At 69.5% G+C, this 25,345-nt stretch carries 23 protein-coding genes and 5 pseudogenes; 14 read left to right on the forward strand and 14 right to left on the reverse strand.

Annotated features, from left to right (window positions below; translation table 11 throughout):
- Nucleotides 1-14: 14 nt before the first annotated feature.
- Nucleotides 15-1,019: a calcium-binding protein gene (locus ADL29_RS45455; protein WP_169795258.1), complete on the reverse strand. Its 1,005-nt coding sequence runs from the start codon at nt 1,017-1,019 to the stop codon at nt 15-17.
- Nucleotides 1,020-1,836: 817 nt separating this feature from the next.
- On the opposite strand from ADL29_RS45455, the gene ADL29_RS23845 reads away from it, so the two are divergent.
- The 3 genes from ADL29_RS23845 (at nt 1,837) to ADL29_RS23855 (ending at nt 5,927) form a co-directional block, all read left to right on the forward strand.
- Complete coding sequence (locus ADL29_RS23845) at nt 1,837-2,358, forward strand: hypothetical protein (protein ID WP_157878556.1); 522 nt, start codon at nt 1,837-1,839, stop codon at nt 2,356-2,358.
- Entirely contained in the window at nt 2,355-4,475 is a 2,121-nt protein-coding gene (locus tag ADL29_RS23850) for a bifunctional polysaccharide deacetylase/glycosyltransferase family 2 protein (protein WP_053925649.1), read from the forward strand. Before ADL29_RS23845 ends, ADL29_RS23850 begins: the two co-directional genes overlap by 4 nt.
- Before the next feature lie 75 nt (nt 4,476-4,550).
- Nucleotides 4,551-5,927, forward strand: coding sequence for an LCP family protein (locus tag ADL29_RS23855; protein ID WP_078971231.1), 1,377 nt, complete (start codon nt 4,551-4,553; stop codon nt 5,925-5,927).
- A gap of 29 nt (nt 5,928-5,956) precedes the next feature.
- On the opposite strand, the gene ADL29_RS23860 is transcribed toward ADL29_RS23855, so the two are convergent.
- The 4 genes from ADL29_RS23860 to ADL29_RS23870 form a co-directional block, all read right to left on the reverse strand.
- Nucleotides 5,957-6,940 carry a BtrH N-terminal domain-containing protein gene (locus ADL29_RS23860; RefSeq protein WP_053925650.1) on the reverse strand — a complete coding sequence of 328 codons (984 nt, stop codon included), beginning with the start codon at nt 6,938-6,940 and terminating at the stop codon, nt 5,957-5,959.
- Between the two features lie 5 nt (nt 6,941-6,945).
- Nucleotides 6,946-7,803 (reverse strand): class I SAM-dependent methyltransferase, encoded by an 858-nt coding sequence (locus tag ADL29_RS23865; protein WP_245689603.1) that lies wholly within the window; start codon nt 7,801-7,803, stop codon nt 6,946-6,948.
- A 9-nt stretch (nt 7,804-7,812) separates the two neighbouring features.
- Entirely contained in the window at nt 7,813-8,130 is a 318-nt protein-coding gene (locus ADL29_RS41435) for an NUDIX domain-containing protein (protein ID WP_078971232.1), read from the reverse strand.
- Nucleotides 8,131-8,673: 543 nt separating this feature from the next.
- Nucleotides 8,674-9,153, reverse strand: coding sequence for a MarR family winged helix-turn-helix transcriptional regulator (locus ADL29_RS23870; RefSeq protein WP_053925669.1), 480 nt, complete (start codon nt 9,151-9,153; stop codon nt 8,674-8,676).
- A gap of 353 nt (nt 9,154-9,506) precedes the next feature.
- On the opposite strand from ADL29_RS23870, the gene ADL29_RS23875 reads away from it, so the two are divergent.
- The 4 genes and pseudogenes from ADL29_RS23875 to ADL29_RS23885 all read left to right on the forward strand — a co-directional run bounded on the left by ADL29_RS23875 (nt 9,507) and on the right by ADL29_RS23885 (nt 12,894).
- Nucleotides 9,507-10,586 carry an alkene reductase gene (locus tag ADL29_RS23875; protein ID WP_078971234.1) on the forward strand — a complete coding sequence of 360 codons (1,080 nt, stop codon included), beginning with the start codon at nt 9,507-9,509 and terminating at the stop codon, nt 10,584-10,586.
- Between the two features lie 119 nt (nt 10,587-10,705).
- Nucleotides 10,706-11,626 (forward strand): annotated as a pseudogene (locus tag ADL29_RS46345) (NADP-dependent oxidoreductase); the annotation flags it as partial.
- A 204-nt stretch (nt 11,627-11,830) separates the two neighbouring features.
- Nucleotides 11,831-12,517: pseudogene (locus ADL29_RS46350) on the forward strand (alpha/beta hydrolase); the annotation flags it as partial.
- Between the two features lie 53 nt (nt 12,518-12,570).
- Nucleotides 12,571-12,894 (forward strand): winged helix-turn-helix transcriptional regulator, encoded by a 324-nt coding sequence (locus ADL29_RS23885; RefSeq protein ID WP_053925652.1) that lies wholly within the window; start codon nt 12,571-12,573, stop codon nt 12,892-12,894.
- 55 nt (nt 12,895-12,949) lie between these two features.
- Here ADL29_RS23885 and ADL29_RS46665 read toward each other — a convergent pair.
- Both ADL29_RS46665 and ADL29_RS23890 read right to left on the reverse strand, forming a co-directional pair.
- Nucleotides 12,950-13,150, reverse strand: a pseudogene (locus ADL29_RS46665) (ISAzo13 family transposase); the annotation flags it as partial.
- 69 nt (nt 13,151-13,219) lie between these two features.
- The gene (locus ADL29_RS23890) at nt 13,220-13,807 is read right to left on the reverse strand and encodes a TetR/AcrR family transcriptional regulator (RefSeq protein WP_053925653.1); all 588 of its coding nucleotides are present in this window, start codon (nt 13,805-13,807) and stop codon (nt 13,220-13,222) included.
- 180 nt (nt 13,808-13,987) lie between these two features.
- Here ADL29_RS23890 and ADL29_RS23895 point away from each other — a divergent pair, with 180 nt between their 5' ends.
- Nucleotides 13,988-14,398 carry a DUF6463 family protein gene (locus ADL29_RS23895; RefSeq protein WP_053925654.1) on the forward strand — a complete coding sequence of 137 codons (411 nt, stop codon included), beginning with the start codon at nt 13,988-13,990 and terminating at the stop codon, nt 14,396-14,398.
- Nucleotides 14,399-14,907: 509 nt separating this feature from the next.
- Here the strand turns inward: ADL29_RS23895 and ADL29_RS41450 are convergent.
- Both ADL29_RS41450 and ADL29_RS23905 read right to left on the reverse strand, forming a co-directional pair.
- On the reverse strand, nt 14,908-15,762 hold the full coding sequence (locus ADL29_RS41450; protein ID WP_211274377.1) for a site-specific integrase: 855 nt from the start codon (nt 15,760-15,762) through the stop codon (nt 14,908-14,910).
- 206 nt (nt 15,763-15,968) lie between these two features.
- Nucleotides 15,969-16,736, reverse strand: a complete 768-nt coding sequence (locus ADL29_RS23905) for a dienelactone hydrolase family protein (RefSeq protein WP_053925655.1) — start codon at nt 16,734-16,736, stop codon at nt 15,969-15,971.
- 107 nt (nt 16,737-16,843) lie between these two features.
- Here ADL29_RS23905 and ADL29_RS41455 point away from each other — a divergent pair.
- From ADL29_RS41455 to ADL29_RS23925, 4 genes and pseudogenes are all read left to right on the forward strand, one after another.
- Nucleotides 16,844-17,109 (forward strand): annotated as a pseudogene (locus ADL29_RS41455) (transposase); the annotation flags it as partial.
- Nucleotides 17,110-17,263: 154 nt separating this feature from the next.
- Nucleotides 17,264-17,626, forward strand: coding sequence for a MarR family winged helix-turn-helix transcriptional regulator (locus ADL29_RS23915; RefSeq protein ID WP_014173936.1), 363 nt, complete (start codon nt 17,264-17,266; stop codon nt 17,624-17,626).
- On the forward strand, nt 17,623-19,056 hold the full coding sequence (locus ADL29_RS23920) for an MFS transporter (protein WP_053925657.1): 1,434 nt from the start codon (nt 17,623-17,625) through the stop codon (nt 19,054-19,056). The genes ADL29_RS23915 and ADL29_RS23920 overlap by 4 nt, the downstream gene beginning before the upstream one ends.
- A gap of 33 nt (nt 19,057-19,089) precedes the next feature.
- Entirely contained in the window at nt 19,090-19,383 is a 294-nt protein-coding gene (locus tag ADL29_RS23925; RefSeq protein WP_053925658.1) for a DUF1330 domain-containing protein, read from the forward strand.
- A gap of 97 nt (nt 19,384-19,480) precedes the next feature.
- Here the strand turns inward: ADL29_RS23925 and ADL29_RS43615 are convergent, their stop codons facing one another.
- From ADL29_RS43615 to ADL29_RS23940, 3 genes are all read right to left on the reverse strand, one after another.
- On the reverse strand, nt 19,481-19,759 hold the full coding sequence (locus ADL29_RS43615; RefSeq protein ID WP_211274378.1) for a Tn3 family transposase: 279 nt from the start codon (nt 19,757-19,759) through the stop codon (nt 19,481-19,483).
- Nucleotides 19,726-20,115, reverse strand: a complete 390-nt coding sequence (locus ADL29_RS44630; protein ID WP_078971235.1) for a Tn3 family transposase — start codon at nt 20,113-20,115, stop codon at nt 19,726-19,728. The genes ADL29_RS43615 and ADL29_RS44630 overlap by 34 nt, the downstream gene beginning before the upstream one ends.
- 1,071 nt (nt 20,116-21,186) lie before the next feature.
- On the reverse strand, nt 21,187-21,636 hold the full coding sequence (locus ADL29_RS23940; RefSeq protein WP_245689604.1) for a tautomerase family protein: 450 nt from the start codon (nt 21,634-21,636) through the stop codon (nt 21,187-21,189).
- Nucleotides 21,637-21,678: 42 nt separating this feature from the next.
- On the opposite strand from ADL29_RS23940, the gene ADL29_RS23945 reads away from it, so the two are divergent.
- The gene (locus tag ADL29_RS23945) at nt 21,679-22,176 is read left to right on the forward strand and encodes a MarR family winged helix-turn-helix transcriptional regulator (protein WP_053925662.1); all 498 of its coding nucleotides are present in this window, start codon (nt 21,679-21,681) and stop codon (nt 22,174-22,176) included.
- Between the two features lie 234 nt (nt 22,177-22,410).
- Here the strand turns inward: ADL29_RS23945 and ADL29_RS23950 are convergent, their stop codons facing one another.
- Together ADL29_RS23950 and ADL29_RS23955 are read right to left on the reverse strand one after the other, a co-directional pair.
- Nucleotides 22,411-23,196, reverse strand: a complete 786-nt coding sequence (locus ADL29_RS23950; RefSeq protein ID WP_053925663.1) for an alpha/beta hydrolase family protein — start codon at nt 23,194-23,196, stop codon at nt 22,411-22,413.
- A gap of 125 nt (nt 23,197-23,321) precedes the next feature.
- Nucleotides 23,322-24,866 carry an FMN-binding glutamate synthase family protein gene (locus ADL29_RS23955; RefSeq protein ID WP_053925664.1) on the reverse strand — a complete coding sequence of 515 codons (1,545 nt, stop codon included), beginning with the start codon at nt 24,864-24,866 and terminating at the stop codon, nt 23,322-23,324.
- Nucleotides 24,867-25,161: 295 nt separating this feature from the next.
- Between ADL29_RS23955 and ADL29_RS45460 the strand changes: the two are divergent.
- Nucleotides 25,162-25,345 (forward strand): annotated as a pseudogene (locus tag ADL29_RS45460) (hypothetical protein); the annotation flags it as partial.

Raw genomic sequence — 25,345 nt, forward strand, 5'->3', positions numbered from 1 at the left:
AGTGAAGCCCGCTACTACGGCGCTTCGCAGTTGGTCTTTGTTTCAAGGTTGATGCAGGTGTCGAAGTCCGCGCCGCCGTCTCCGTTGTCGCCCGGTGGAGTGGCAGGCGGACCGCCGTCCAGGATGTCGTTTCCGTCGCCGCCGCGGAGCTTGTCGTTGCCGCCGAAGACGATATTGGCCCCATCACCCGCGAGGTTGTCGTTCCCGTCGTTCCCGTTGAGTGTGTCGCTGCCGCCGTTGAGGACGCCGGCGCCGTCTCCACTGAGATTGTCATTGCCGAGGCCGCCGCTGAGGGTGTCATCGCCGGCGTTCACGACGTTGAGCCCGTCGCCCTCCGCCTCGTCGTTGTCCGCGCCGCCCTCGATCTCGTCGTTGCCCCCGTTCGCGACACTGACCCCGTCGCCGGTGATCCCGTCGATACCGGGACCGCCCTCGATGTGGTCGTCGCCGCCGGTGAAGGCCGTGCCATCGCCCGCGATCGTGTCGTTGCCGCTGCCGCCGAAGAGGGAGTCGTCACCGCCCGTTCCGGTCACCAGACCGCCACCGAAGTCGCCTGCGATGGAGTCGTCACCGGCCTCGCCGAAGATCATGTCCTTGCCGCCGACCCCTGTGGCCGCGGCGGTCGTGTCCCCGGTCATCTGATCCGCACCGTCTCCGCCGTGCAGCTCGTCATTGCCGTGCGGGCCCGTAGGCGAGGTGTTCGCGTCGCCTTCTATCCGGTCCAGGCCGTCGTCGCCGCTCGCCCAGTCGTCACCGCGCCCCGCAGAGATCGTGTCGTTTCCCTCGTTGCCGCAGATCGTGTCGTTCCCGTCGACGCCGCGAATGGTGTCGTCGCCGCCGAGCCCGACGATCACGTCATTTCCTGAGGTGCCGTTGATCACGTCCGCGCCGGATGTGCCGATGATCGTCGGACTCTTGCCGTTGCACCGCACCTCCTGAAGCTCAACCGCGTAGGCGTTCAACGGCATGAACAACACCACCAGCGCAGCTGCCGTCCCGAGCGGAAGAATTCTTCCCACGCGTCCAGTTACGAAAGTTCTCGCCATGATGGACTCCTCAATCTCCATCCCTCCGTAACTCGAAAGTGTCACTCGTGCACTGTCGTGTAAACAGCCCTATCGACAATGACAAAATACTTCCGCATATGGCTGGTTGCGGGGGATAGGGGAATCGTTTTTCTTCCATTTCCTCAAGCGCCGGAAGAACTCCCGTTCGTCGAATATCTGCGACCACATACATTAGCCCGAAATGCAGGTTCCTCTCCCCGGTACGCGGGAACCTGCCGTCGTTATCGACAGGGGGTGCCGGCCGTGCCGGGGTGACAGGAACTGCCACGCCGGAGAACGGTGCCTGGCGGGTGGGCAGGTCGCCGCGGTCTCGAGGTTTCGGGGTTTCGGGGTTTCGGGGTCTCGAGGTTTCGGGGTTTCGAGTTCAGCGTGGGGGCAGGAGACACGGTGAAGATCAGGTGCCAGTCAAGGGTGGAGCGCGTCGCGACGTCGAGTGTGATCGTGAGGTCGACGTTGTACGTGTCGTTCATCGCGACGTCGAAGGTCAAGACGGCCTGTTGCCGTGCCACCCGGGTGCCCGAGTAGGGTCGGGGGCTGCGTGATGACTGACGGCTGCACCCTGGCGTCCTGGCCCTTGTGAGGGCATATGCGTACGTGCCCTACCCGGCCCCACCCGGGAAGGGCGCAGGGCATGCGCATGTACGGGAACCTCCGTACGCACCGGGCACCGGGATGCGGCTCCGACGTCTCACGGGCAGTACGGCGGGCCCCCGGGTCCGTCCCCCCACACAAAGAGTCGCGCGTGCGCGGCCGCAGATCAGGAGCACCAGTGCAGGGCATCCCCCACATAGCCAGCACACCGCACGACGGGCGATTGTCGTCCGTACCCCCTGCCCGCAGGGAGCAGTACCCGGCGCAGCACCCGGGGCGGCACATGCCACAGCGCATGCCGTACCGGGTCGCGGCGCCCCGCGTGACCCCTGCGGCACGGCGTCCCCAGGCTGCCGCCGCCCAACTTCCCGTCTTCATCGACCAGTCGGGCTGGCGCCGGCGGGTGCTGCAAGGCGTGGCGCTGGCCGTGGGCTGCGCCTGCCTCGGGTATCTGCTGTTCGTCGGCACGCTGGTCAGCGGACTTCGGCAGTCCGTCGGCACGCACCCGCCGAGTATGAACGGACCGGCCGGACCGGTGTCTTCCCGCCCGCACACCGCCAAGCCGCAGCACGGCCACGGCGCACCGGCCCGAGCCGAGGCCAACCGGCCGCCGGCCAGGGCCCACGCGGACCGCGAGAACCACCGCCGTCCGGCCTCCGCCAGACCCGTCCCGCCGACGACCGGAGGCCTGAGGCAGTGAGCGGGCACGCCTCTGTCCGCCGCCCACCGCGAGGACACTGGCTCGTCCTCCTGCTGGTCCTCCTCGTGGTCGCCGTCACCCTCCTCTTCGAGGGCTGGACGACCCACCAGGTCGACGCCGCGCGCACCAAGCCGCTGTGCTACCGGCCGATCCCGCACGAGGCGGACGACGGGAAGCCGCTGCTGGGGTTCGGCCCGAAGGGGGTCGCTACCGCGGCCATGCCGCCGGGGACCGTCGCGCTCACCTTCGACGGCGGGTTCGACCCGGTGTGGACGCCGCGCCTGCTCAACCTGCTGCGCAGGCACCATGCACGGGCGACCTTCTTCGTCTACGGGAAGGACGCGGCCCGGCACCCGGAGCTGATGCGGCGGATCCTGCGCGACGGGCACGAGATCGGCTCGTACACCTACAGCGGTGGCGACCTCGGTGCCGCCTCGCCGCTGCGCGCGCGGCTCGAGCTGTCGCTCACCCAGGGCGCTCTCGCGGGTGCGGCCGGCATCAACACCACCCTGCTGCGGCTGCCGCACACCACGGCTGCGGACACCCTCTGCGGAGCCGAGTGGCCGGCCGCGAAGCGCGCGGCGGCCCAGGGATATCTGGTGGTCGCCTCGGACCACAAGGACCGCAAACCGTGGCGGGGGTTGGTGACACAGCACAGCCAGACCGACCTGGGCTACCACGAGGCCGAGGATCTGCTGCAGGACCGCAGCGTGAAACGATTCACCACCATCAGCGGCGGGCTGGGACGTCCTTCCTTCCTCGACGAGGCACCGGTCGCCCAGAAGATCAAGGGCGAGGGCCTGATCTGGTCGCAGCGGCTCGGGCACGCCTTCCTCACCGTGATGGTGTGGACGCTGACCCTCACGGGCGTGCTCGGCGTCCTGCGGATGCTCCTGTTTGCGGTGTTCGCCCGGCTCCATGTCCGCAGGCTGCACCGGTACCGGCCCGGCGCACCGCGGCTGCGCGCGGTGCGGGACCCGGTGACGGTCCTGGTGCCCGCGTACAACGAGGAGGCCGGCATCGCCTCCACCGTGTACTCGTTGCTCGCTTCCACCCATCCGCACTTGCAGATCATCGTGATCGACGACGGCTCGACCGATGCCACCGCCGACATCGCCGAGGGGATCGACGACCCGCGGGTGACGGTGATCCGGCAGCCCAACGGCGGCAAGCCCAGCGCCCTCAACACCGGCCTGGCGCACGCCCGGCACGACATCGTCGTCATGGTCGATGCGGACACCATCTTCGAACCCGCGGCGCTGGCCCGGCTGATCCAGCCGCTCGCCCACCCGGCGGTCGGTGCGGTCAGCGGCAACACCAAGGTCGGCAACCGGCGCCGTCTGCTGGGCAAATGGCAGCACCTGGAGTACGTCCTCGGCTTCAACCTCGACCGGCGGATGTTCGAGGTCCTGGAGTGCATGCCGACCGTGCCGGGGGCGATCGGCGCCTTCCGCAGGGACGCGCTGATGGGCGTCGGCGGCGTCAGCGACGAGACCCTGGCCGAGGACACCGACCTCACGATGGCGCTCTGGCGGGCCGGCTGGCGTGTCGTCTACGAGGAGTCGGCGGTCGCCTGGACCGAAGTGCCCAGCACGGTGAGGCAGTTGTGGCGCCAGCGCTACCGCTGGTGCTACGGCACCCTCCAGTCGATGTGGAAGCACCGGCATGCGGCGGTGGAGGTCGGCCCCGCCGGACGCTTCGGCCGTCGCGTGATGCTCTACGTCACGCTGTTCCAGATCGTGCTGCCGCTGTGCGCACCGGTCGTGGACATGTTCGCCCTGTTCGGGGCGCTGTTCCGCGACCCCGTGGAGGCAGCCCTCGTCTGGTTCGGGTTTCTCTCCGTCCAGTTGGTCACCGCCGCGTACGCGCTGCGGCTCGACCGCGAACGGCTGCGCGTGCTGTGGGTGCTGCCGCTCCAGCAGTTCGTCTACCGGCAGTTGATGTACCTGGTGGTCATCCACTCCGTGACCACGGCGCTGCTCGGCACCCGCCTGAAGTGGCACAGCATGAAGCGCACCGGAACCGCCGACCCGTATCTGCTCGAAGCGCCGTCCGCAGAGACGTCCGGAGATCCGCTCGCGGAGCCGCCCCCGCGGCGGAGCCTTTCGTCGCAGTGAGGCGACGGAGGACGGGAGGGGAACCGGCGAGCGGCCGCGCGAGTCGGACCTGGGACGTGACCAAGGGAGTTGACCATGACAGACCCGCTTGACCAGCGGGCCGGACGCATCACACCCACAGGGGAGCAGGGCTGGACCGGCGACGCCGGGAGCCGCCCCGTGCGTCGTGCGCCGGTGCAGGTGACGGGCGAGCTGTGGCGCCCCGAGCCGGAGGGCAGCGGGGGACCGTACGTCGCCCCGGACCTGTACGCCGATCCAGACCTGTACGCCGGTCCGGATCCGTACGCCGACCAGGGCCCGTACGCGGACCCGGAAGGCGCCGCCCCACGCGCACGGTTCGCCGAACGCCCCAGCTCGCACTACGGGCCCCGGCGCGCCCACGCCCGGCAGCCGAAGAAACGCAGGAGGCTGCGGCGGGCGGTGCTCGTCCTGCTGGCCGCTGTGGTCGTCGCGGCGGGCGGTACGTACGGCTGGGCCGAGACCCGGCTCCAACGTGACGTCGACCTCGGTGCGTACGGGGACCGTCCGCCGCCCGGCGAGGGCACCAACTACCTCATCGTGGGCTCGGACAGCCGTGACGGGCTCTCCGAGGGCGACGTGAAGGACCTGCATGCCGGCGGGGGCGGCGGGCGGCGCACCGACTCGATGATGCTGCTGCACACCGGGGCCCACGGAACCAGCATGGTCAGCCTGCCGCGCGATTCCTGGGTCACCTTGCCCGGCCGCCTCGACACCTCGACGGGCAAGACCAAGCGGCCCGAGGGGGACAAGCTCAACGCCGCCTTCTCCTACGGCGGTCCCGAACTCCTCGTGCACACCGTCGAGAAGAACACCGGGCTGCGCATCGACCACTATGCGGAGATCGGCTTCGCCGGGTTCGTGAACATCGTCGACGCCCTCGGCGGCGTTCGGATGTGCCTGGACCGGGACATCAAGGACGAGAAGTCGGGCGCCGATCTGCGCAAGGGCTGTCACACCCTGAACGGCAGACAGGCACTCGCCTTCGTCCGTGAGCGGCACCAGGAGAAGGAGGGCGACCTGGGCCGGTCGAAGAACCAGCAGAAGTTCCTGTCGACCCTCGCCCACCAGGCCGCCCGGCCCGACACCCTCTTCGACCCGCTGAAGATCGGTCCGGCCGCGCAGGCCGGGCTCGACACGCTCATCGTCGACAAGGACATGAGCCTGCGCGATCTCAGCAGGATGTTCCGCGCCGTGCAGAGCGTCACGGGCGGACACGGCAAGCAGATCCACGTGCCCGTCTCGGGTATCGGTGTCCCCACGCCCAAGGGCAACGTACTGAAGTGGGACGCCAGGAGGTCGGCCCGGCTCTTCGACGACCTGCGGTACGACCGGCCGGTGACGGAGACGGGGAAGACGTCCCGGCACCGGGGCGGTGCCCTCAGCCGTGCGCCGTCGCGTGACGACCGCCCCCTGAACGCCTCGGCCCACTGAACCCACTGAACCCAGGCGGAAGGACTCGTCTAGAGCATGCTGAGTGCCTGCATCGCCTCGCGTTCGATGCGCGAGAGCTCATGGAGGATGGAGCCGGCCTGCATGAGGTGCTTCGCGTCGCCCGATGCGCCTGCTGTCGTGATGAGTGCGGCCACCTGTGTCCAGAGGGTGGCGGCCTCGGAATACAGGCTGTGGCCGGTGCGCAGGTGGCTGCTGTCGATCAGCTGGGCACACTCGGCGAGGAAGTCCCGGTAGAGATTGCGGAACAGGGCGCCGCCGGTGCCGGCCCTCTCCATGAGGGCGGCGGTCCGTGGCAGGTCCTCCTGCGGATTGTCGCTGCGCTGCAGCCACTTCGGCACTTGCTTGGCGGTCTTCTCGATGCCCCGGTGGCCCAGGTTCGCGATGGGCGGGTTCAGGAAGACCTCGGCGCAGGTCCTGATCGCGGGGATGATCCGGTCCTGCGGTGATGTCAGATTGCAGGGCGCTGTGATGGTGAAGGAGCGGTGCTTGGCGGTCATGGGGCCGCGCTCGGCCCTGGCTCTGGCCAGGCCGGCGAGGCTGGTGGAGACGGCTCCGCCCTGCGGGGCGGTGTCCACCAGGTAGGCGGCCTCGCCGTCGTAGCCGTACATGGCCACGACGTGCCCGCCGAAGTGCACCTTGGTGGTGAAGTAGTCCAGGTGGTAGCTGTCGAGTTGCAGGCCGACCGGCCGACCGGCGTCGATGGGTGCCGCCACGTTCTGCCATGCCGTGCGCGGGGAGGTGGTCTCCCTGATCAGCAGCTCGAGTCCGAGTGCGGCGGTCAGGTTCCTGGTGAGCTCGAACGGCTTGACCCGGCCTCCCAGGAAGGGAAAGCCCATGGCCCTGCTGTCCCAGTAGATGAAGGACAGCCCGGAGCCGAGCCCGAACAGCATGGGCTCGGACAAGTCGAGTCCCTCATGCCGCAGCAGCACACCCAGCGCCGTCGTCTCGCAGTGCTGCATGCCGCGGACATCGATGTCTTTCACCATGGCCATGCCGCTCATTTTCCTCCCTCACCTGACGACGACGCCGCAGATGGGCGTGCCAGACCACCGCGTCCCAGGCATGATCCGCCGGACAGGCCCTGGTCGTCCGAGCCGGTAGCGGACGGCGGTACCTCGACGACGAAGAACAGGAAGCAGGGTTTGGCCGAGAGGTCGTGGAAGCCGTCGGGGAAGAGTTCGCGGGCGGCTGGGTCGGGCTGTGGCTCGCTGATGGTGGAAAGGCGGAAGCCGGCGGTGGTGAAGGCGTCGGTCATCGCGTGCAACGGCTTGCGCCAGAACTTCATCGGGACGGTCTGCCCGCCGAACGTCCAGTCGAAGGTATAGCTGGTGGTCGCGAAGTAGTCGGGGCGAGGCTCCTGGATCGTGTAGGCCACGAACGGGTGGTCCACCGACGCGATCAGTCGGCCGCCGGGCCTGAGCACGCGCCGCAACTCGGCCAGCGTCGGCCCCCAGTCCTCCAGGTAGTGCAGGACCAGTGACGAGACCACGTCGTCGAACGAGCCGTCGTCGAACGGTAAGCGGTCGCGAAGGTCGACCTGGTGCACGTCCGCGACGTCACCGAGCCGTTGCTTGGCCAGTGCCAGCATCCCGGCGCTGGCGTCGATGCCGGTGACGACGGCGCCGCGGTCGCGCAGTGCAGCGGACAGGGGGCCCGAGCCGCAGCCGGCGTCCAGGATCCGACGGCCGGCCACGTCTCCGGCGAGGTCCAGCATCGCGGGCCGCGCGTAGTACGCGTTCACGAGGTTGTTCTCGTTCTCCGCCGAGTACGCCTCGGCGAAGCTGTCGTAGTCGTTCACCCGGGCCGGATCTGCGGGCTGGGCGAGAGTCTCAGGCATGTCGGTTACGCGGTCCATCGCCACAGCCTAGTTTTCACATGATCCGCCGGACAGGCCCCCGTGAGGTGGCGACTGGCTGGTCCTCGTACGCGTGCTGCGGTGCGCAGGCTCCGGTGGGGCGTAGCGGGTGGAGCGGGCGGGCGGATGGTCGATGGGCAGGTCGGTTTCCTCGGCGAGTTCACGGACGACGGTCTTCTCGAAGGACTCGTCGTCCGGCTCTACGGTCCCGCCCGGCAATTCGATCGTCCCGCGCCGATGCGGCCCGAGAAGCAGGCCGTGCTTGCTGAGGACGATGGCCCGATACCCGTTCTCGCCGACGATGGCCAGGATCTCGCCGCGGCGCAGGCGCCAGGTATCCGCTCGCTGAGGCCGAGCGCCTCGTCGGACACCGCATCACGCGAGCGGTCGGCGTGCCGAACCGGATCGGCTGACCGGGCTTCGTCGATCGCTTCCCGGCGCCGGCGGCAGGGGAACACGGTGCGTGCTCGCGCTTGCCCTCACCAGCGGATTCTTGACAGTCGGTCTGGTCGCTGTGGTGGGAGTGGGCGGCGGGTACGGCCTGCTGCTGGGCGCCTCCGGGGTTGCCGAGGTGGTTGGGGTGCTGCTGATCGCCGGCCTACGAGCAGAACCCAGGCCCGCACCGCGGCCAAGGCTGGCCTGCAGCCTTCACGGACATCCCGTTGACCGCACTGGTGCAGCGGCGTATTCCGGAACACCATCTCGCGAGGGCGCTGGGACTGCGGGAGGCCAGGGGCGCCGGAGCCCTGGCGGTCTCGCCCTTCGTGGCCTCGACCGCCCTCACCCTCGCCGGGGTGGAGGCGGCCTTCCCGCTCTCGGGTGCCGCCCCCGTTGCGCCGGCCGCGACCGCCGCCCTCACCCTCGTCCGCGTCAGCGCACGCCAGTCCCGGCGGCGCTTGCCGAGGACGTACGTGCCGCCGTGCGGGCGAGGCTGTCCTCGATGCGCCGCAGGGTGTTCAGCGTTTCGGCTTGCTGATCGGGGGTGAGGTCGCCTGTGGAGGCGCCTTCGAGTTCGGCCCAGATCCGTTCGACCTCTTGGCGCAGCGCCTGGCTGGCGGCGGTCGGTTCGATGATGACGGCGCGTTTGTCGTCGGGGCAGGGGCGGCGGCGGACGAAGCCGGCGTTCTCCAGGCGTTTGATGCTGCGGGTCATGGTGGCGGCGTCGGAGTCGATCAGGCGCACCAGATCGGTCTGCCGCTGGGGGCCGAGTTCCCACAGATGCATCATGACCAGCTCCTGGCCCAGGTGGAGCCCGACGCGGCGCAGGAGCTGCCCGGCGATCATGCGGTGCAGGCGGGCCACACGGAAGATCGCGTGACTGACCGGCCCCGCGTGGGCGGCGGCGGGCACCGGCACCGAGGAGATGGCCGACGTCGCTCTCGGCGGTCGGCTCGGCTGGCCCTGTGTGTCCCGGTTGGTTTCCCGGCTCATCAAGATCCCGTCCCTTCTCCGGCCTGAAACTGACCGGACAGTAATCAGGATAGCTGCTCCTCCGCCCATGGTGCATTCCCGTGGGTGGGAGGGAAATTCCAGGTGAAGAGCTGGTGGGTGATGTGGTCCATGCGTCGGAGCGGGAAGAGATGGCGTGATTTACTTGTTCGGACAGGTAATGGCGCCTCGCCTCGACCGAGAGAGCGCCGGCACACCGAAGGAGCGCCGCCGGACCGGACGGCCTCCCCCCGCTCCACACCAAAGGAATGATCATGACGACCGCATTCGACCCGATCGAGCTGGGCGGCAAGCGTCTGGCCAACCGCATAGCGATGGCGCCGATGACGCGTAGCCGCGCCTACGGGCCGGGGGCCACGGCGACCGAGCTGATGGCGGCCTACTACGCCCAGCGGGCCGGCGCCGGCCTGATCATCACCGAGGGCGTCCAGCCGTCGGTGGTCGGCCAGGGCTACCCCGACACCCCGGGCCTGCACTCCGCCGAGCAGGTCGCCGCCTGGCGGCAGGTGACCGACGCCGTCCACCGCGAGGGCGGAGTGATCTTCGCGCAGCTGATGCACACGGGCCGTGTCGGCCACCCCAGCCTGCTGCCCGACGGTCTGATCCCGGTGGGCCCCTCCGCCGTAGCGGCGAAGGGTCAGGTGTTCACCCACCAGGGTCCCCAGGACTTCGTCACGCCGAAGGAGCTGGAGCACGACGAGATCGTGCGGACGATCGCCGACTTCGTCGACGCGGCGCGCAACGCCATCGCCGCCGGCTTCGACGGGGTGGAGCTCCACGGCGCGAACGGCTACCTGATCCACCAGTTCCTCGCCCCCAACGCCAATCAGCGCACCGACACCTGGGGCGGTGACGTCGCGGGCCGGGTGCGCTTCGCGGTCGAGGTCGCCGCGGCCGTCGCGGAGGCGATCGGCGCCCACCGGACCGGTATCCGTATCTCCCCCGGCACCCCCTTCAACGACATCGCCGAGACGGACCCGGCGGACCTGGAGGCGACCTACACGGCCCTGGTGGCCGGTCTCGCCCCACTGGACCTGGCCTATCTGCACGTACTCGAAGGCCCCGACCGGAGTCTGACCGAGCGCCTGCGCAAGGACTGGCCCGGCACGTTCGTCCTCAACCCGTTCACGCACCCCGAGCCCACCGGCCACGACTCCCTCGACCTGATCGCGAACGGCGCCGCGGACCTGATCGCCTTCGGCGCGCTGTTCCTGGCCAACCCGGACCTGCCCCGCCGCCTGGCGTCCGGCGGCCCCTACAACGAGCCCGACCGCGCCACCTTCTACGGCGGCGACGAGCGCGGCTACACCGACTACCCGGTCCTGCCCGCCTGACCCAGGTCACCGCATCGGGCCGGGGCCCGGCGCACCGGCTCGCCCCGGGCACGCTCGCGCCGAGCCCCGGCCCACCCGCCGAAACCCTCCCCCTCACCCCCTCACTCGAAGGACCCGCCATGACCGCCGTCGCCCGCAGACTCCAGCACGCCGCCTACGGCGGCCCCGAGGTACTCGAACTGGCCGAAGTGCCGCTGCCCGAGCCCGGCCCCGGTCAGGTCCGCGTCCGCATCCACGCCGCCGGCGCCAACGCCCTGGACTCCAAGAAGCGCCGGGGCCTGTTCACCCCTGGCCAGGAGGCTCCCGCCGAACCCCAGACCCTGGGCCTGGAGATGGCCGGCGTCATCGACGCCCTCGGCCCCGGTGTCACGCAATGGAAGACCGGCCGGCCCGTGCTGGGACGCACCGCCCAGCTCGACGCCGTCGCCACCCACGCCCTGGCCGACGCCGACAACATCGTCGCCAAGCCCGACACCCTCACCTTCGAGCAGGCCGCCGCCCTGCCGATCGCCACCGAGACCGCCTATCGCACCCTGCGCCAACTCGGTGTGGTCGCCGGCCAGACCCTGCTGGTCCACGCCGCCGCGGGCGGCGTCGGCCTCATGGCCGTCCAGCTCGCCCGTGCCCTGGGCGCCACCGTCATCGGCACCGCCGGCGAAGCCAACCACCCCTTCCTCCGCGAACTCGGCGCCACCCCCGTCACCTACGGCGACGGCCTGGCCGAACGGATACGCGCCGTCGCCCCGCAAGGCATCGACGCCGTCCTCGACGCCTCCGGCCGCGGCGTTCTGCCGCTGTCCGTCGAACTGACCGGAAACCCGGAAAAGGTCATCACCATCGCCGACCTCGACGCCGCCCGGCACGGCGTGCGCTTCTCCCGCGAGATGCTGCCCCTACCGCAGGTCATGGACGACGTCCTGCCCATGATCGAGGACGGCCGCCTGCGCATGCCCCTCGAAGCGGTCTTCCCGCTGGAGAAGGCGGCCGACGCCTACCGCCGCCTCGACGACGGTCACCTGCGAGGGAAGATCGTCATCACCGCCAGGACGCCCCTCGACGCCGCGGCGCGGGCCCTGCTCGACCAGGCCATGCAGCCTGGCGCTCCCCAGCTGCACGAACTTCCCGCGCCCGACGCCCGTGCGGCGATGGACGGTATGTGGGCCCAGCTCGGTGGCGAGCCGTCCGAGGTGGCCCGGACCGAGGACGCGGTGGCAGGCGGCGTTCCCGTCAAGCTGTACTGGCCGGAGGGGGAGGGCCCGCACCCCGTCCTGATCTGGATCCACGGCGGCGGCTGGGTGCTGGGCAGCGCCGCCGCTTCCGACGCGACCGCCCGGGACCTGTGCCGCCTCGCCGGATACCTGGTGGTCAACGTCGACTACCGGCTGGCGCCCGAGCATCCCTTCCCGGCTGCCGTCGACGACGTCACGGCGGTCGCGAAGTGGGTGGCCGGCGAGATCGGGGCGCTCGGCGGCGACACCACCAGGATGGCCGTCGGCGGGGACTCGGCGGGAGCCAGTCTGGGCGCCGTACTCGCCAACGAGCTGCCAGGCGCCTTCGCTCTCCAAGCCCTGGTCTACCCGGCGACCGACCTGACCCACCCCTTCCCCTCGTACGAGGAGAACGGCGAGGGCCTGATGCTGACCAAGGACGCGCTCGCGTGGTTCCAGGGCCACTACCTCGGCGACGAGGTGGACCCGAAGGACCCGCGCATCTCACCCCTGTACGCGGACGCCGCCACCCTGGCCGCCGCCCCGCCGGCCCTGGCGATCACGGCCGGGTACGACCCGCTGCGGGACGAGGGCGAGGCGTATGCGCAGCGGCTGCGCGAGGCCGGCGTCGCGGTGGCTCTCACCCCCTCCGTTCAGGACGAGAGCATCCGCCTCGGCACCGTGGAGGAACTGGAAAAGGAACTGACCCGCATGCGTGCCTGAAACAGCGTTACAGACGGTGCACCGAAGGCATTTCGCTGAAAGGAGTGCGAGGGGTGAGCGTCCCTCATTCCGTGGAACCGCTGCACGCGGACCCGGCACTGATCAACGCGTTCGAGGTGCTGGGCCAGAAATGGAACGGGCTCATTCTCCACACCCTGGCCCAGCGCCCTGCCCGCTTCGGTGAGATCCGCGGCGCGGTGTCCGGCATCAGCGACAGGATGCTCAGTGACCGGCTGCACGACCTCGCCGCCAGAGGACTCGTCACACCCACCCGGCTCCCACCCGGCCCGGTCGCCTACACCCTCACAGCCGACGGACATGCACTGGCGCCCGTCCTCGACCAGGTCGCGAGGTGGTGGAGCAGCCGCACCGGGTGACGAAGCCGCATCGGGCCCGCGTTGAGAGGTCGGCAGGTCACCGCAGGGTTGCCGGCAGCGCGGACCGCAGACTCGGGTCAAGGTCCACGGCACGGCCTTCTTCCGACCACCACCGTGCCTGCGTACCCGTCCCAAGGCTCCTCGCCGGCCTCCAACCCGCCCACACCCATGCAGACCGTCCTCTCTGACCTGGGCCGCCCGTGCGACCGCCCGGATCCCGCCGTGACCCAGGATCCGGGCTTCGGCCCCCCAGCATCAGCCGCCGCTGCCGCTCGTCCAGATGCGGGAACAACTCCCCGAACTTCACAGCGATTTGGCGCCTCTGTCAGCGCGGCTCGGCGGCTTCACCGGGGTCGCTGTGGTGCCGGTCGGCCAGGGCGGTGATCCCTGCTGCGGCAGCGGCGGCGAGGTCGGTGACCATCGCGCCGTCGAGGGGCAGGTTGAGGATGTACAGGGCGGACGCCAGGGAGCCGAGCAGCAGCAGGTGGGCCATCGCGGGGTCGACGGTCCCGGCCAGCTCGCCGCGGGCCACGGCTTGTTCGATGATTTCGGCGAAGGCGGCCTGTTCGGCGGCCAGGAAGGTGTCCTGGAACCGGGATTCCAGTTCGGGATTGACGGCAAGTTCGCTGAACAGGGCCGGTGCCAGCTGTCGGGCCGCCGGGGCGGCCATGCGAACGTGAAACGTGCGGACCAGCGCCAGCAGGTCCCCTTCCAAGGAGCCGGTGCCGGCCAACGGGGGCAGCTGCTGCTCGTACATGGTGGCAGCGAACGCCATCTCGGCCTTGGAGGCGTAGCGGCGGTAGATCGCCGCCTTGCCCACCCCGGCGCGCGTCGCGACCTGGTCGACGGTCAGGGCCGGGTAGCCGACTTCGTCGATCAGTTCACGCGTGGTCTGCAGGATTTTGTGATCCACGCGACTGTCCCGGGGGCGTCCACCCCGTTGCTTTCTCACTGTCATGCCTCCATGATACGGAACGAGAGTATCGAAACCATGGTCTCGTAACTAAATTCCGGAGATCACTGGCCCCGCTAGGCAGGGGCAACCGCGACGAAGTCGCACCGAGTGGCTTCGCGACAAGAACGGAGAGCTCAGATGATCAAGTGGGCTGGCTGGATCATCACGTTGTGCGGAATCGCACACACGATCGGCGCCCTGACGGTGGAGAAAGCCGCGCGCCACGCCGGGACATGGTTCAGCGGCGGACTGTGGAGCGAGGACTTCGCCGACATGAGCCCCGCGGGCAGCGCGTACTGGCTGAGCCTGGCAAGCTTCGGCATACCGCTCATCCTGGTCGGCCTGACGGTTCTGTGGCTGGACCGCCGCGGCATCACCCCACCGGCATTCATCGCCTGGACGCTGAGCACCTGGACCGTCGTCGACGCCGTGGTCCTCCCGTTCACGCCCTGGCCGCTCTTCGCGCTCGCGTGCGCCCTGCTGCTGATCGGAACCCGCCGCGCCCGCCGCGACAACCCCGCACCCAAGGCCGGGCTTCCACGAGCGTGAGCGCCGAAGCCGTCCGCACCGCGGCCATCCGCGCGCCCACACCGACCAGCGGAGGCGCGTTGCCTCGGCTTGCGGCGCACCTTCGGCGTCACTTCGTGGCGGTGCACGAGACGCACGACAAGGGCATCGCGATCAGGTGATCGCGGAGGCGCTGCGGATGGACCGCAAGACGGTCCGCGAGTACGCCCACGCGATCACCGTGGGAGAGTTGCGGGGTCACCGACGCCCAAGAGGTCCGAGGCGCACACCGTCCGGCAAGTCACCGGAATACCGCAATCATCATGCCGTCACCAGCAGCCGGCGTCTGGAGTCGATCGCGCGCTGGGTGCACGGCCACCTTGCCTGGGCCCAGCAGACTTCCCGGTACAGCCTGGATTGATGTGCGTACCAATCCCGTTGACATGCGTCTGGTCACGCAACACCTCTGCTCAATGGCCGATCCGGGGGTGTGACCGAGATACGCGCCAAAGGGGCAACGGAATGCTCCTGAAGCACTGATCCGCTCGGATTTATCTGCGGCGACGTGCAGCGGGGTCGCCTTCGGCGACGTGCCGGGCGATCGAGTCGACGCCGGGGCGGGCGTAGCGCTCCAAGGAGCGGACGGAGGCGTGGCGGGAGCGAGCCAGCAGCATCGGGGTGGAGGTGCCGTCCTCCGCGTCGTGCGTCAGGGCACTGTGACGTAGCCGGTGAAGCGTCCAGCCGTCCAGGTCTTCGATGTCGCCGGGCGAGGCGAGGGGGTTCGTCGGCAGCCGGGTGTTCTCCTCGAAGATCTCCTCAGCGCGGCGGTAGGAGAGCCGGGCCCGGCCGGTCTCCGGGCACACGTCGAGCGTGGGTGTTCCGGCCGGGGCCTTGCGGTCGGTGAGGAACAGCGGGCCGCGGGTACGGCGGGCGATGAGGCGGGGCAGGAGCTGGGCGGTGCCGGACTGCCAGTGGATCCACTCGGTCGCCCCGCCCTTGGCGGTGATCCTGCCGCGCTTGTCCTGCGGGCAGAGGTCCTCCACGTTGAGGCACAGCACCTCGTCGGCCCGTGCAGCGGACTCGTAGAGCATCTTCCACTGCGTCTTCTCCCGCAGCGCGACGTCGAGGCGCCACAGGGCGGCGATCTGGGCGCCGGGGAAGACGGGCGGTTTCGCGCCTCGGCGGGCGGGTCCGGTCGGCGGCGGTTCGTCGGCGAGCATCCATCCCCACGTCGTCAGCGAGATGCGGTAGATCCGCGCGGACGACTTCGCGATCCCCGAGCCGGTGAGGTACCGCTCGACCGCCGCGGTGTACGAAATGGGCGGGGCGGACAGAGGCATCACCCGGGCTCGCGGCAACCTGACCGCGCCCCCGGCCCCGAGCTCGGTCACCGGCTCGATCGCCACGTCCGTCCCGCCCTTCCGGCGCTGCCGCAGTAAATGCGTACACCTCACTCCGGCAGTCTGAACACCCCGCCGCAGGTCGCGAAGATCACCGTAAAGGCCCCGCCGCAGTAAATCCGGTATTTACTGCGGTAGTTGTGCATACGTCTCCGTGATCGAGTAACCGCCCGAATACGTTTCTGCTGTGCGGACTTGAGGGGAGTGGACTGTCAGTGCCCGGGGTCAGCATGCTTACTTGCGTCATGCCCCAGATCCTCCGTCACGGGCAGGCACTCGGCGAGCAGGTCGACGACGTCGCGCCAGGCTCGCTGCGCGTGCTGTGGGTGGTAGCCGACGCCGGGGCGCACGGTGTGGTCGACCGACGGGTGGTGGAAGGCGTGCAAGGCGCCGCCGTAGACGGTGAGGCGCCAGTCGACGCCCGCGGCCTGCATCTCGGCGGTGAATGCGTTCCGTTGAGCGGGCGGCATGATCGGGTCTTCCGACCCGACCCCGGCCCACACCGGGCAGTGAATGCGCGCCGTCTCGCCCGGTCGGCCCGTCGTCAGTCCGTTGACTGTCCCGATCGCGCGCAGGTTGACGCCGTCGCGCCCGAGTTCCAGCGCGATGGCGCCTCCGGTGCCGTAGCCGACGGCGGCGATCCGGTCGGGGTCGGTCCGCGGTTCGGTGCGCAACACGTCGAGCGCCGCATGGCCGATGCCCCGCATCCGGTCGGGATCAGCGAGCAGCGGCAGGCAACGGGCCAGCATCTCCTCGGGGTCGCCCAAATAGCGCCCGCCATGAAGGTCGAAGGCCAGCGCTATATATCCCAGCTCGGCGAGAGCATCGGCCCGGCGGCGCTCCACGTCGCTGAGCCCCGTGCCCTCTGGTCCGAGCAGCACCGCGGGCCGGCGGTCGACACCGGCTGGGAGCGCGAGGTGCCCGATCATCGTCAAACCGTCGGCCGGATACTCGACCGTACGCGTCGTAATCGTCGTCATGAGACTGGACTGTAGTGATCGTCGAGCCTGTCCGGCCGGTGTTCTGCCGCTGGCAGAACAGCGCGGGTATCCCTCTGAAATACTTCATCGCCTGGTACCCGCGCGACGGCCGCCCCGGGCTCTCGCCCGCGCAGCTGGCCACCGTCTGCGTGCTGCAGTACGCGCTGAACCTGTCGGACCGCCAAGCCGCCGAGGCGGTGCGCTGCCGCATCGACTTCAAGTAACCCTCGGCCTGGAACTGGAAGACCTCAGCTTCCACCACAGCGTGCTGTCCGACTTCCGCGACCGGCTCGCCGAGGGCGACCGCGCCGACCGGCTGCTGAGCCTGGCACTGACCCGGATCCGGCGGGCCGGCCTGCTCAAGGGGCGCGCCACCCGCGTCAGTCGACCATTTCCATAAACTATGAATATAAAAATGCTATGCTTCGGGCATGAGTCGTCAAGACACCGCTCCTGGCGCGTCCGCCGCCATCGGGGCAGCCCTCTACGGCCTGGCCACCAGGGCCGCGAGACGCCTGCCCCGGGACATGAGCCTGACGTCCGCCGCCACCCTGGCCACCCTGGACCGGACCGGCCCGCGGCGCATCACCGATCTGGCCGCGGTCGAGGGCGTCACCCAGCCCGCGATGACCGCGCTGGTCCGGGTGATGGAGGAGTCCGGCCTGGTCGAGCGGCGGGGTGACGCGTCCGACAAGCGGGTCACGCTGGTGTGCCTGACCGAGGCCGGCGCCTCCTATGTCCGGACGCGGCGCCAGGCGGGCGTCCACGCGTTCGAGCGGTTGATCGGCGAGCTCACCGGCGACGAGGTCGAGGCGCTGGTGGCGGCCCTTCCGGCGCTGAAGCATCTGGCAGAGCTCGAAAGCCAGGACCGCGAAGGGCCGAAGCAGTGACCGGGCAGCCAGTCGGCGGGGTCGCGGTGAAGGCGTCCCCGGCGGCGCGTTCCGAGGCGCGGCTGCTGGTCCCCGCCCTGATGTTCATCGCTCTGGTCGTGGCGGCGGTCGCCAGCCTCGGGGCGCCGCTCATCACCAGCGTGGCGACCTCGTTCCACGTCTCGCTCGGCAGCGCGCAGTGGACGCTGACCGTCGCGCTGCTCAGCGGCGCCGTCGCCACGCCGGTCCTGGGCCGGCTCGGAGCCGGCCCGCACCGGCGGGCCACGATCCTCGCCACGCTGGCGGTCGTCGTCGTCGGCAGCGCGCTCACCGTGCTGCCGCTGCCGTTCGCGTGGCTGCTGGCCGGCAGGGCGGCCCAGGGCGTCGGGCTCGGGCTGACGGCGCTGATGATGGGCGTGGCCCGGGACCACCTCCCCGAGGAGCGCAGCGCGGCCGTGATCGCCCTGATCTCGGTGGTCTCGATCATCGGGGCCGGCGTCGGCTACCCGCTGGCCGCACTGCTCGCCGAGCTCGGCGGGGTACGGGCCGCCTACGGCCTCGGCCTGGTCGTCACCGCCGCCGCTCTCCTGACCGCGTGGCGCTCCACGCCCGAAGCCCCCGAAGGCCGCTCCGCCCATGTGGATGTGGCAGGCGCGGTCGTCCTGGCCGCTGCGCTGCTCCTGGTGCTGTTCCTCGCCGGCGAACGGAATCTGTGGAGCCGGCACTTGGCCGTGGCGGCGGGCCTCGCCGTCGTCGCGGTGCTGCTGCTCTGCGTCTGGGCCGTCATCGAGCTGCGCAGCACGACGCCCCTGGTCGATATGCGGGGGGTGCGGCACCCGGCGGTCGCCGGGGCGAACCTCGCCATGTTCGTCGGCGGGATCGGCATGTACCTCCTGCTCACGCTCATCACCCGGTACGCGCAGACGCCGCCCGGCGCCGGCTACGGCTTCGGGCTGACGACCTTCGTCGCCGGGCTGGTCCTCATCCCGTTCTCGGTGCTGGGGTTCGTCGCCGGCAAGCTCACGCCGCGAGTCCGGACGCGGATCGCCGACCCCCTGCTCCTGGCCGGCAGCGCCGTCGTGGTCGGCGGCGGGTTCGCCCTGTTCGCGGCGGCCCGGTCGGACCTGGCCGAACTGTTCGCGGCGATGGGCGTGCTCGGCTTCGGCGTCGGCGGCTTCGCGGCCGCGATGCCCGGCGTCATCCTGGCCGTCACCCCCAGGAGCGAGACGTCGAGCGCCATGAGCTTCAACTACGTCGTCCGCAGCGTCGGGTACTCCCTGGGCAGCGCCATCGGCGGCCTGATCCTCGCCGCGGGCACCGGCCCCGGCCACCTCTTCCCCGACGACAGCGCCTACACCACCGCGGCGCTGGTCGGCATCGGCGCCATGGCGATCACGACGCTGACAAGCCTCGCTCTCGCCCGCCGACGCTCGTCCGAGACCAACCCGTAAGTCAGATGCACTCATCCCCACACTGGAGGTTCCATGCCCAAGGGCTACTGGGTCAGCGTCTACCGCACCATTTCAGATCCTGAGAAGCTGGCTGCTTACAACAAGCTGGCCCGCCTGGCCGTCGAGCCCGCGGGCGGTCGGACCCTCGTCCGTGGCGGTCGGGTCGTGGCGTACGACGCCGGAATCGCCGAGCGCACCGTCCTGGTCGAGTTCGACAGCTTCGAGCAGGCCGTCGCGGCGCGCGAGAGTGCGGCCTACCAGGAGGCGCTGGTCGCCCTCTCCGACGGCGTCGAGCGCGACTTCCGCATCGTCGAAGGCATCGACTGACCGAGGTCCAGTCGGATCTTCACTGAAGAGCAGCAGGATTCTGGGGTATACCGGCCCGCTCCCGTGAAGGGCGTCACCAGCTAGTTCACCTCACGGTTCAGGCGCCTGGCCGAGACCGGCGGCGGTCAGGTCCTGCTCGCGCAGCGGGGTGAAGTCGACGTCGGGTTTCGGGCCGTACGCCTCGGGCTGGATGCCGAGTCGGTGGGTGCTGTACCTGACCGAACCGGTTGATGTGTTCGGTCAGGTACGGCGAGATGTGCGCCAGGTCTTCCGGGTCGATCTCCCATCCCTCTTCCAGCAGCTGGCGGACGATCTCCGCGATGTCCAGGACATTGCGGAAGATCACCGCGTTGGTGAGCAAGGCGTTGAACCGCATCGCCTTTTCCTGCTCGATGGGGTCGTTGTCGGCGATGACGCCGCGGTTGCCGAAGCCGATCCACTGGGGGTGCCGTCCGCCGCCACCGCGGTTCCGTCGCCCCACGCCTGCGAGAGGTCCAGGCGGGCCTGCGCGTTCACCAGGTCGGCGACCGCCTCGTTCAGCAGAACGATCGAGAAGTGCTTGTTGGCGACGTACGACAGTTCGTGCCCGCTCACGCCGGGGATGTGCCGGGCGGCCTCGTACGGACCCATGTCGGTGCCCTTGACGAACGTGACGATCACGTAGCGGCCCAAGGGGGCGGTGAGCTCGGGCTCGTTGCCGGACGGCGGGCCGAAACGGCGCCACCACTCCAACCCAGTACGCGGTCCGGGCCACGATCCCCATCAGGGAACGCTCCGGCATCCTCGCCTTGATCTCCTGCTCCGCGAGCCGGACCTCCTCCAGCTCCGCCTTGGCCTGGTCGTACGTCACTCCGGCCTGCTTGCGGACCAGGCCCCGGTGATGCTTGGCGGTCCGCTCCGCCCGGTACGCCGGCAGCGTGCCCTCCGGCAGCTCCACCGCACGCCGGACGAAGTCCACCACCATCTCCGGGACGTCCTCCAGCGCCGCGAAACACCCCATACGCCGGTACGACTTCAGCTGCTCAGGGCGAAGCGCCCGAAGGAGCTGCCAAAGGTCATACGCTCACCCACGAGCTACTGGACGAACTCGCACCCAGCCGCAACCAGCGATACATACGTCAACTCCTGGTCCGCGCATGCATATTGGACGAACGCAACGAGGGCCTCGAACGCGTCCCCAGCCGGCTGGAACACGAACTCGCGGACAAGCCGGCCACCCACGCCAACTTCGCCGCCCCTTCGCGCAATGATTCCTGCTTCGGCGAGCACGCCAGCCCGCCACCACCCACCGTCATCCCGCCTCAGCCGACCGCGACTTGCGGCGCCGCGTCAGCGTCGCCTTGGGCTGTCTCGTCTGGACGGACCAGCACCGGCCTGGCCCTCGCCCGGCCTCACTCGGGAGCACATCGACGACTGGATCGCCGGAGCCATCAGCCAACGTTGCTACCTGATCCGTTACTCCTGGAAATGGACCACGAGCCGTCGGCACAGCCGCGAACTGAACGCTCCCTCAAGTTGGGCTAGGAGCATGCCCACTTGGTCCCGGGCCGCCACCCCGCGCTGCTGCCTCCACGGCTCGCCGCGCTCCTTCGGTGCCTCGCCGAACAGCCCCAGCTGCGGCCGCAGCTCTCGCGAGTCCACCCGGGTCCTCGGTGGCTCTTCCCCGGCATGGTTGCCGACGTGACCGGGATGCACCGCCACGCCACAATCCGCTGGGTCGCCTACGCCAGAGGCGACTGGGTCGAATGCCTCGCGGCTCGAGCGGCGGACGAGCAGTAACAGGTACGGACACAGGGCGGATGCTCAGTTGGCCGGGGGCGGATCGACTTCGCCGCCGACGCCGGAGCGCCCCGCAGGAACGCCGACGACGTACACGGTCACATGCCGTCGAACGAATTCGCCGAAGACCTCGACCACGGCATCGGTGATAGACGCGATCAGCTGTGTGGGGGCATCGGCGATCCCCGGCAGGTTCAGCGCCGCTTCACGCACGTTCAGCGAGACGATCGGTGCGTTCACCGCGGCGGGTACGCCGCCGATGCCCCAGCGGTTGCGCGGGATGCCGAACAGCTCGACGACCGCCATGGAGCGTGCTCGCTCTCCGTATACCTTGACCAGCGCCTCGGTCAGGGCGAGGACGAGTTTCGGCTCGACTTTTCCGTCGAGTTCCTCTTCGTGGATCCGTACCTCGAAGTGTGGCATCACAGCTCCGTTCAGATGGTTGGCTACCATGAAGACAATTTTGCTTTGCAAGCAATGTATCTTTGTCATTAAAGCTAAATGGAGGGGCAGTCGATGTCAATCGAGGGCCGGGGTCGCCGCAAGACAGACCGGGACGGACCCGAGCTGGGAGTCGACGAGGCGATCAGGGCGTTGCTGCTTCTCATGCCCCGCATGGTTGGGCGGGCGAAGCGGATCCGAGTGCCTGACGAGCTCCAGTCGCTTGCGCTCGCGCCGCGGCACCTGTCACTGCTGTCCTATCTGCTGTTCGACGGCCCGATGACCGTGAACGATCTGGCCGCCCGTCTGGAGGTCGCCCCGACCACCGTCAGCCTCATGGTCGGCGAGCTCAGCCGGAAGGGCATCCTGGAGCGGCGTGAGGACGCATCGGACCGGCGTCGGCGCATCGTCAGCATCACCGATAGCAAACGTCCGTCCGTCGACAACTGGCTGGCACGGGGAGCGCATGCCTGGCGTCAGGCACTGAATCCTTTGGCCCCCGAACAGCGGCAGATGTTCGTCCAGACCCTTCAGGCCTATGAGGCTGCCATGGCCGATGACGAAGGCGACTGATGAAGCCTCAGAGGCCAGATCGGCGATGCGGTCGCCTCCTGGGGCCACGCCACCACCCCGCGAAGTTCTGAGGAAAGTGGTACGGGGGCAGCGACGTCAGTCGAGGTCAGAAGCGGTACCACCGTCGGTGGCAGGCGGCGGGGCCCGTTGCCTGGATGCCGCCGTCGCCCGGCTATGTGCCGACGGCAACAACCCGACGGCCCCGGCCCCACACCTGTCCGAGCGAGCTCTACCTCACCTGAGATGTGTGCCTGCGGGCCGTGACCCGTGGATGTACTGGTCGGCCCAGGCGCTGATGATGTGGGCGGCTCGCTGCGCCTGTCCTCGTGCGGTCAGGAGATGGTCTGCTCCTTCGAGCGAGATGAAGCTTCGCGGGTGTCGTGCCTCGCTGAAGATCTCCCCGGCGTTGGAGATGTCGACGGTGTTGTCGGTGGGCGAATGCATGACGAGCAGCGGCAGGTCCAATTCGCCGATCCGGTCCCGCAGGTGAGCACGGCGGACGTCTTCGACGAAGGCGCGCTTGAGGACCAGGGTCCTCCCGCCGACGAACCACTCGTGCGACCCGTCACTGAGAACGCGATCCACGACCGCGTCGTACTGTCGCTCGACGTGGCTGGGATCGACGGGCGCCGCGATCGTGGCGACCGCGCGGACGCCCGGCGCCTCAGCCGCTGCGGCGAGCACGGCGGCGCCTCCCCATGAGTGCCCCACCAGCAGGTCTGCTGGAGTCCCTCGCTCCGCCATCAGAGCGGCGGCACGGATCGTGTCCTGAACCTTGACGGTGAAGGAACCGTCCCCCCAGTCGCCGTCGGAATCCCCGATCCCGAGGTTGTCGAAGCGCAGCATGCCGATCCCCTCGCGTGCCAGCTGCTTGCTGACGCGCGAGGCGGCCGGCGAGCCCTTGCCGAGCGTGAATCCGTGCACGAAGATCCCCCAGCCTCGGATCTCGCCCTCTGGCAGGTCGATCACTCCTGCCAGTTCGGGGCCTACGACGCTGGGGAATCTCACTTTTTCGGGCATGTTGCGCTCACCTGGGCAGGGACTGTTCGTGGGCAGTGGGACGAGGGCGACACCGGCTGGTGCCACGCACGCGCTCCGAGCAGGAGAGTAGAGCAGTGAGCGCGGTATTTGCCGCTGTCGGCGCGTCAGACGGTCGGCTTCTTCACGGCGGCCGGCTTGGTGGTGAGCAGTGCAGTGATCTCCTCGGCGAGGTGCGGGCCGAGCTCGCCCCAGCCGTCCTTGTAACCATAGACGCCGGCCAGGGTGCGGGCCTCGTAGTCGCCGTTCATGATCTCGATGTCGGTGGCCGTGATGAGTGCCGGGTGGGCGACGCCGACGGCTGCCGAGACCTTGATCAGCTCCTTGCGGAGGGTGCGCAGGTAGACAGCGGCCCGGGTGGCCTTCGAGGTCGGGTCGAGGCCGCGGGCCAGCCACGGGTTCTGGGTGGCGATGCCGGTGGGGCACTTGTCGGTGTGGCACTTCTGCGCCTGGATGCAGCCGATCGACAGCATCGCCTCACGGGCCACGTTGATCATGTCGGCACCCAGCGCGAAGGCGACCGCGGCGTTCTCGGGCAGGCCGAGCTTGCCGGAGCCGATGAAGGTCAGGTCATCGGTCAGCCCCAGCTCGGCGAAGGCGCCGTAGACCCGGGAGAAGCCCATCCGGAAGGGCAGCGACACCGAGTCGGAGAAGGTCAGCGGCGCCGCCCCGGTGCCGCCCTCGCCGCCGTCGATCGTCACGAAGTCGACACCACGGTCACCACGCGCCATCAGCGTGGCCAGCTCCTGCCAGAACTCCATCTCTCCCACCGCGCTCTTGACCCCGACCGGCAGCCCGGTCTCGGTGGCGAGCAGTTCGACGAAGTCGAGCATCGAGTCGACGTCGCTGAATGCGGTGTGCCGCGACGGGGAGGCGCAGTCCTTGCCGAGCGGGATGCCGCGGATCTCGGCGATCTCCGGGGTCACCTTCGCGCCCGGCAGCATCCCGCCCAGCCCTGGCTTGGCGCCCTGGGAGAGCTTGATCTCGATCGCCTTGACCGGGGCGCCGGCGACCACATCCTTGAGCTTGTCGATGTTGAAGCTGCCGTCCTTGTTGCGGCAGCCGAAGTAGGACGTACCGATCTGAAGGACGAGGTCGCCGCCGTTGCGGTGGTACGGCGAGAGGCCGCCCTCTCCCGTGTTCTGCATCGTGCCCGCCAGCGCCGCTCCCTTGTTGAGCGCCGTGATCGCCGCGCCGGAGAGCGATCCGAAGCTCATCGCCGAGATGTTCACCACGCTCGCCGGCCGGAACGCCTTGGCGCGCCCGCGCGGCCCGCCCAGCACCTTGGCCGAGGGCAGGGGGGCCTGCGGGTCGTGCGCGTCGGGCAGCGCGCCGGCGAACGTGCGCTGCTTCAGGTACGCGTGCCCCTGCATGTGCTCAACGTCGTTGTCGGTTCCGAACCCGAAGTAGTTGTTCTCCCCCTTCGCCGACGCGTAGATCCAGGTGCGCTGGTCACGACTGAACGGGCGCTCCTCGTCGTTGGAGGTCACTATGTACTGCCGCAGCTCCGGCCCGATCGTCTCCAACAGGTACCGGGCGTGCCCGATCACCGGGAAGTTCCGGAGCAATGCATGCTTCTTCTGGACAAGGTCACGAGCGGCCACCAGTGCCAATGCTGTTGCGGTGGCCGTGGCGATGCTCCGGGCGCGCATGAACGTTCCTCTCCTCGATGCTCGACTCCATTGCCATGCGGCGGAGTCGTCGTGTCGTGTCGGGCGTTGGGCGGCGGGCACGACCCAGCGGGCCTCAGCGTCCGTCGGAGAACGCGAAATGATATTAGGGGCTTGCCTGGACAGGTGTGGGGGCAGGGTCGTCGGGTGGGGCGGTCGTCCCAGCGGTGATCGTCACAGGGGTGATCGTCCAGCGGTGGTGGTCCAGGCGCGTCGGAACAGGTTACGTACGGTGCTCAGCAGCCGTACGGAGGTTCCCCCCGACCGCCACCGGGCCGGGCCGGGACGGCCCGGATTCGTGGACGCCGAGGACATCGCAGCCGTGGCCGTCCACCCCCAGACCGACATACCCGTCCCCATACCGATCTCGTTCTCACCGGACCCGAGGCGCTCAGCTACGACGACATCGCCGCGGGACCCGTGACGAAGAACGGCGGGCAGGAGTCGAGCGGGGGCAGTCG

It is taken from the genome of Streptomyces chattanoogensis (assembly GCF_001294335.1).
Lineage (GTDB): Bacteria > Actinomycetota > Actinomycetes > Streptomycetales > Streptomycetaceae > Streptomyces > Streptomyces chattanoogensis.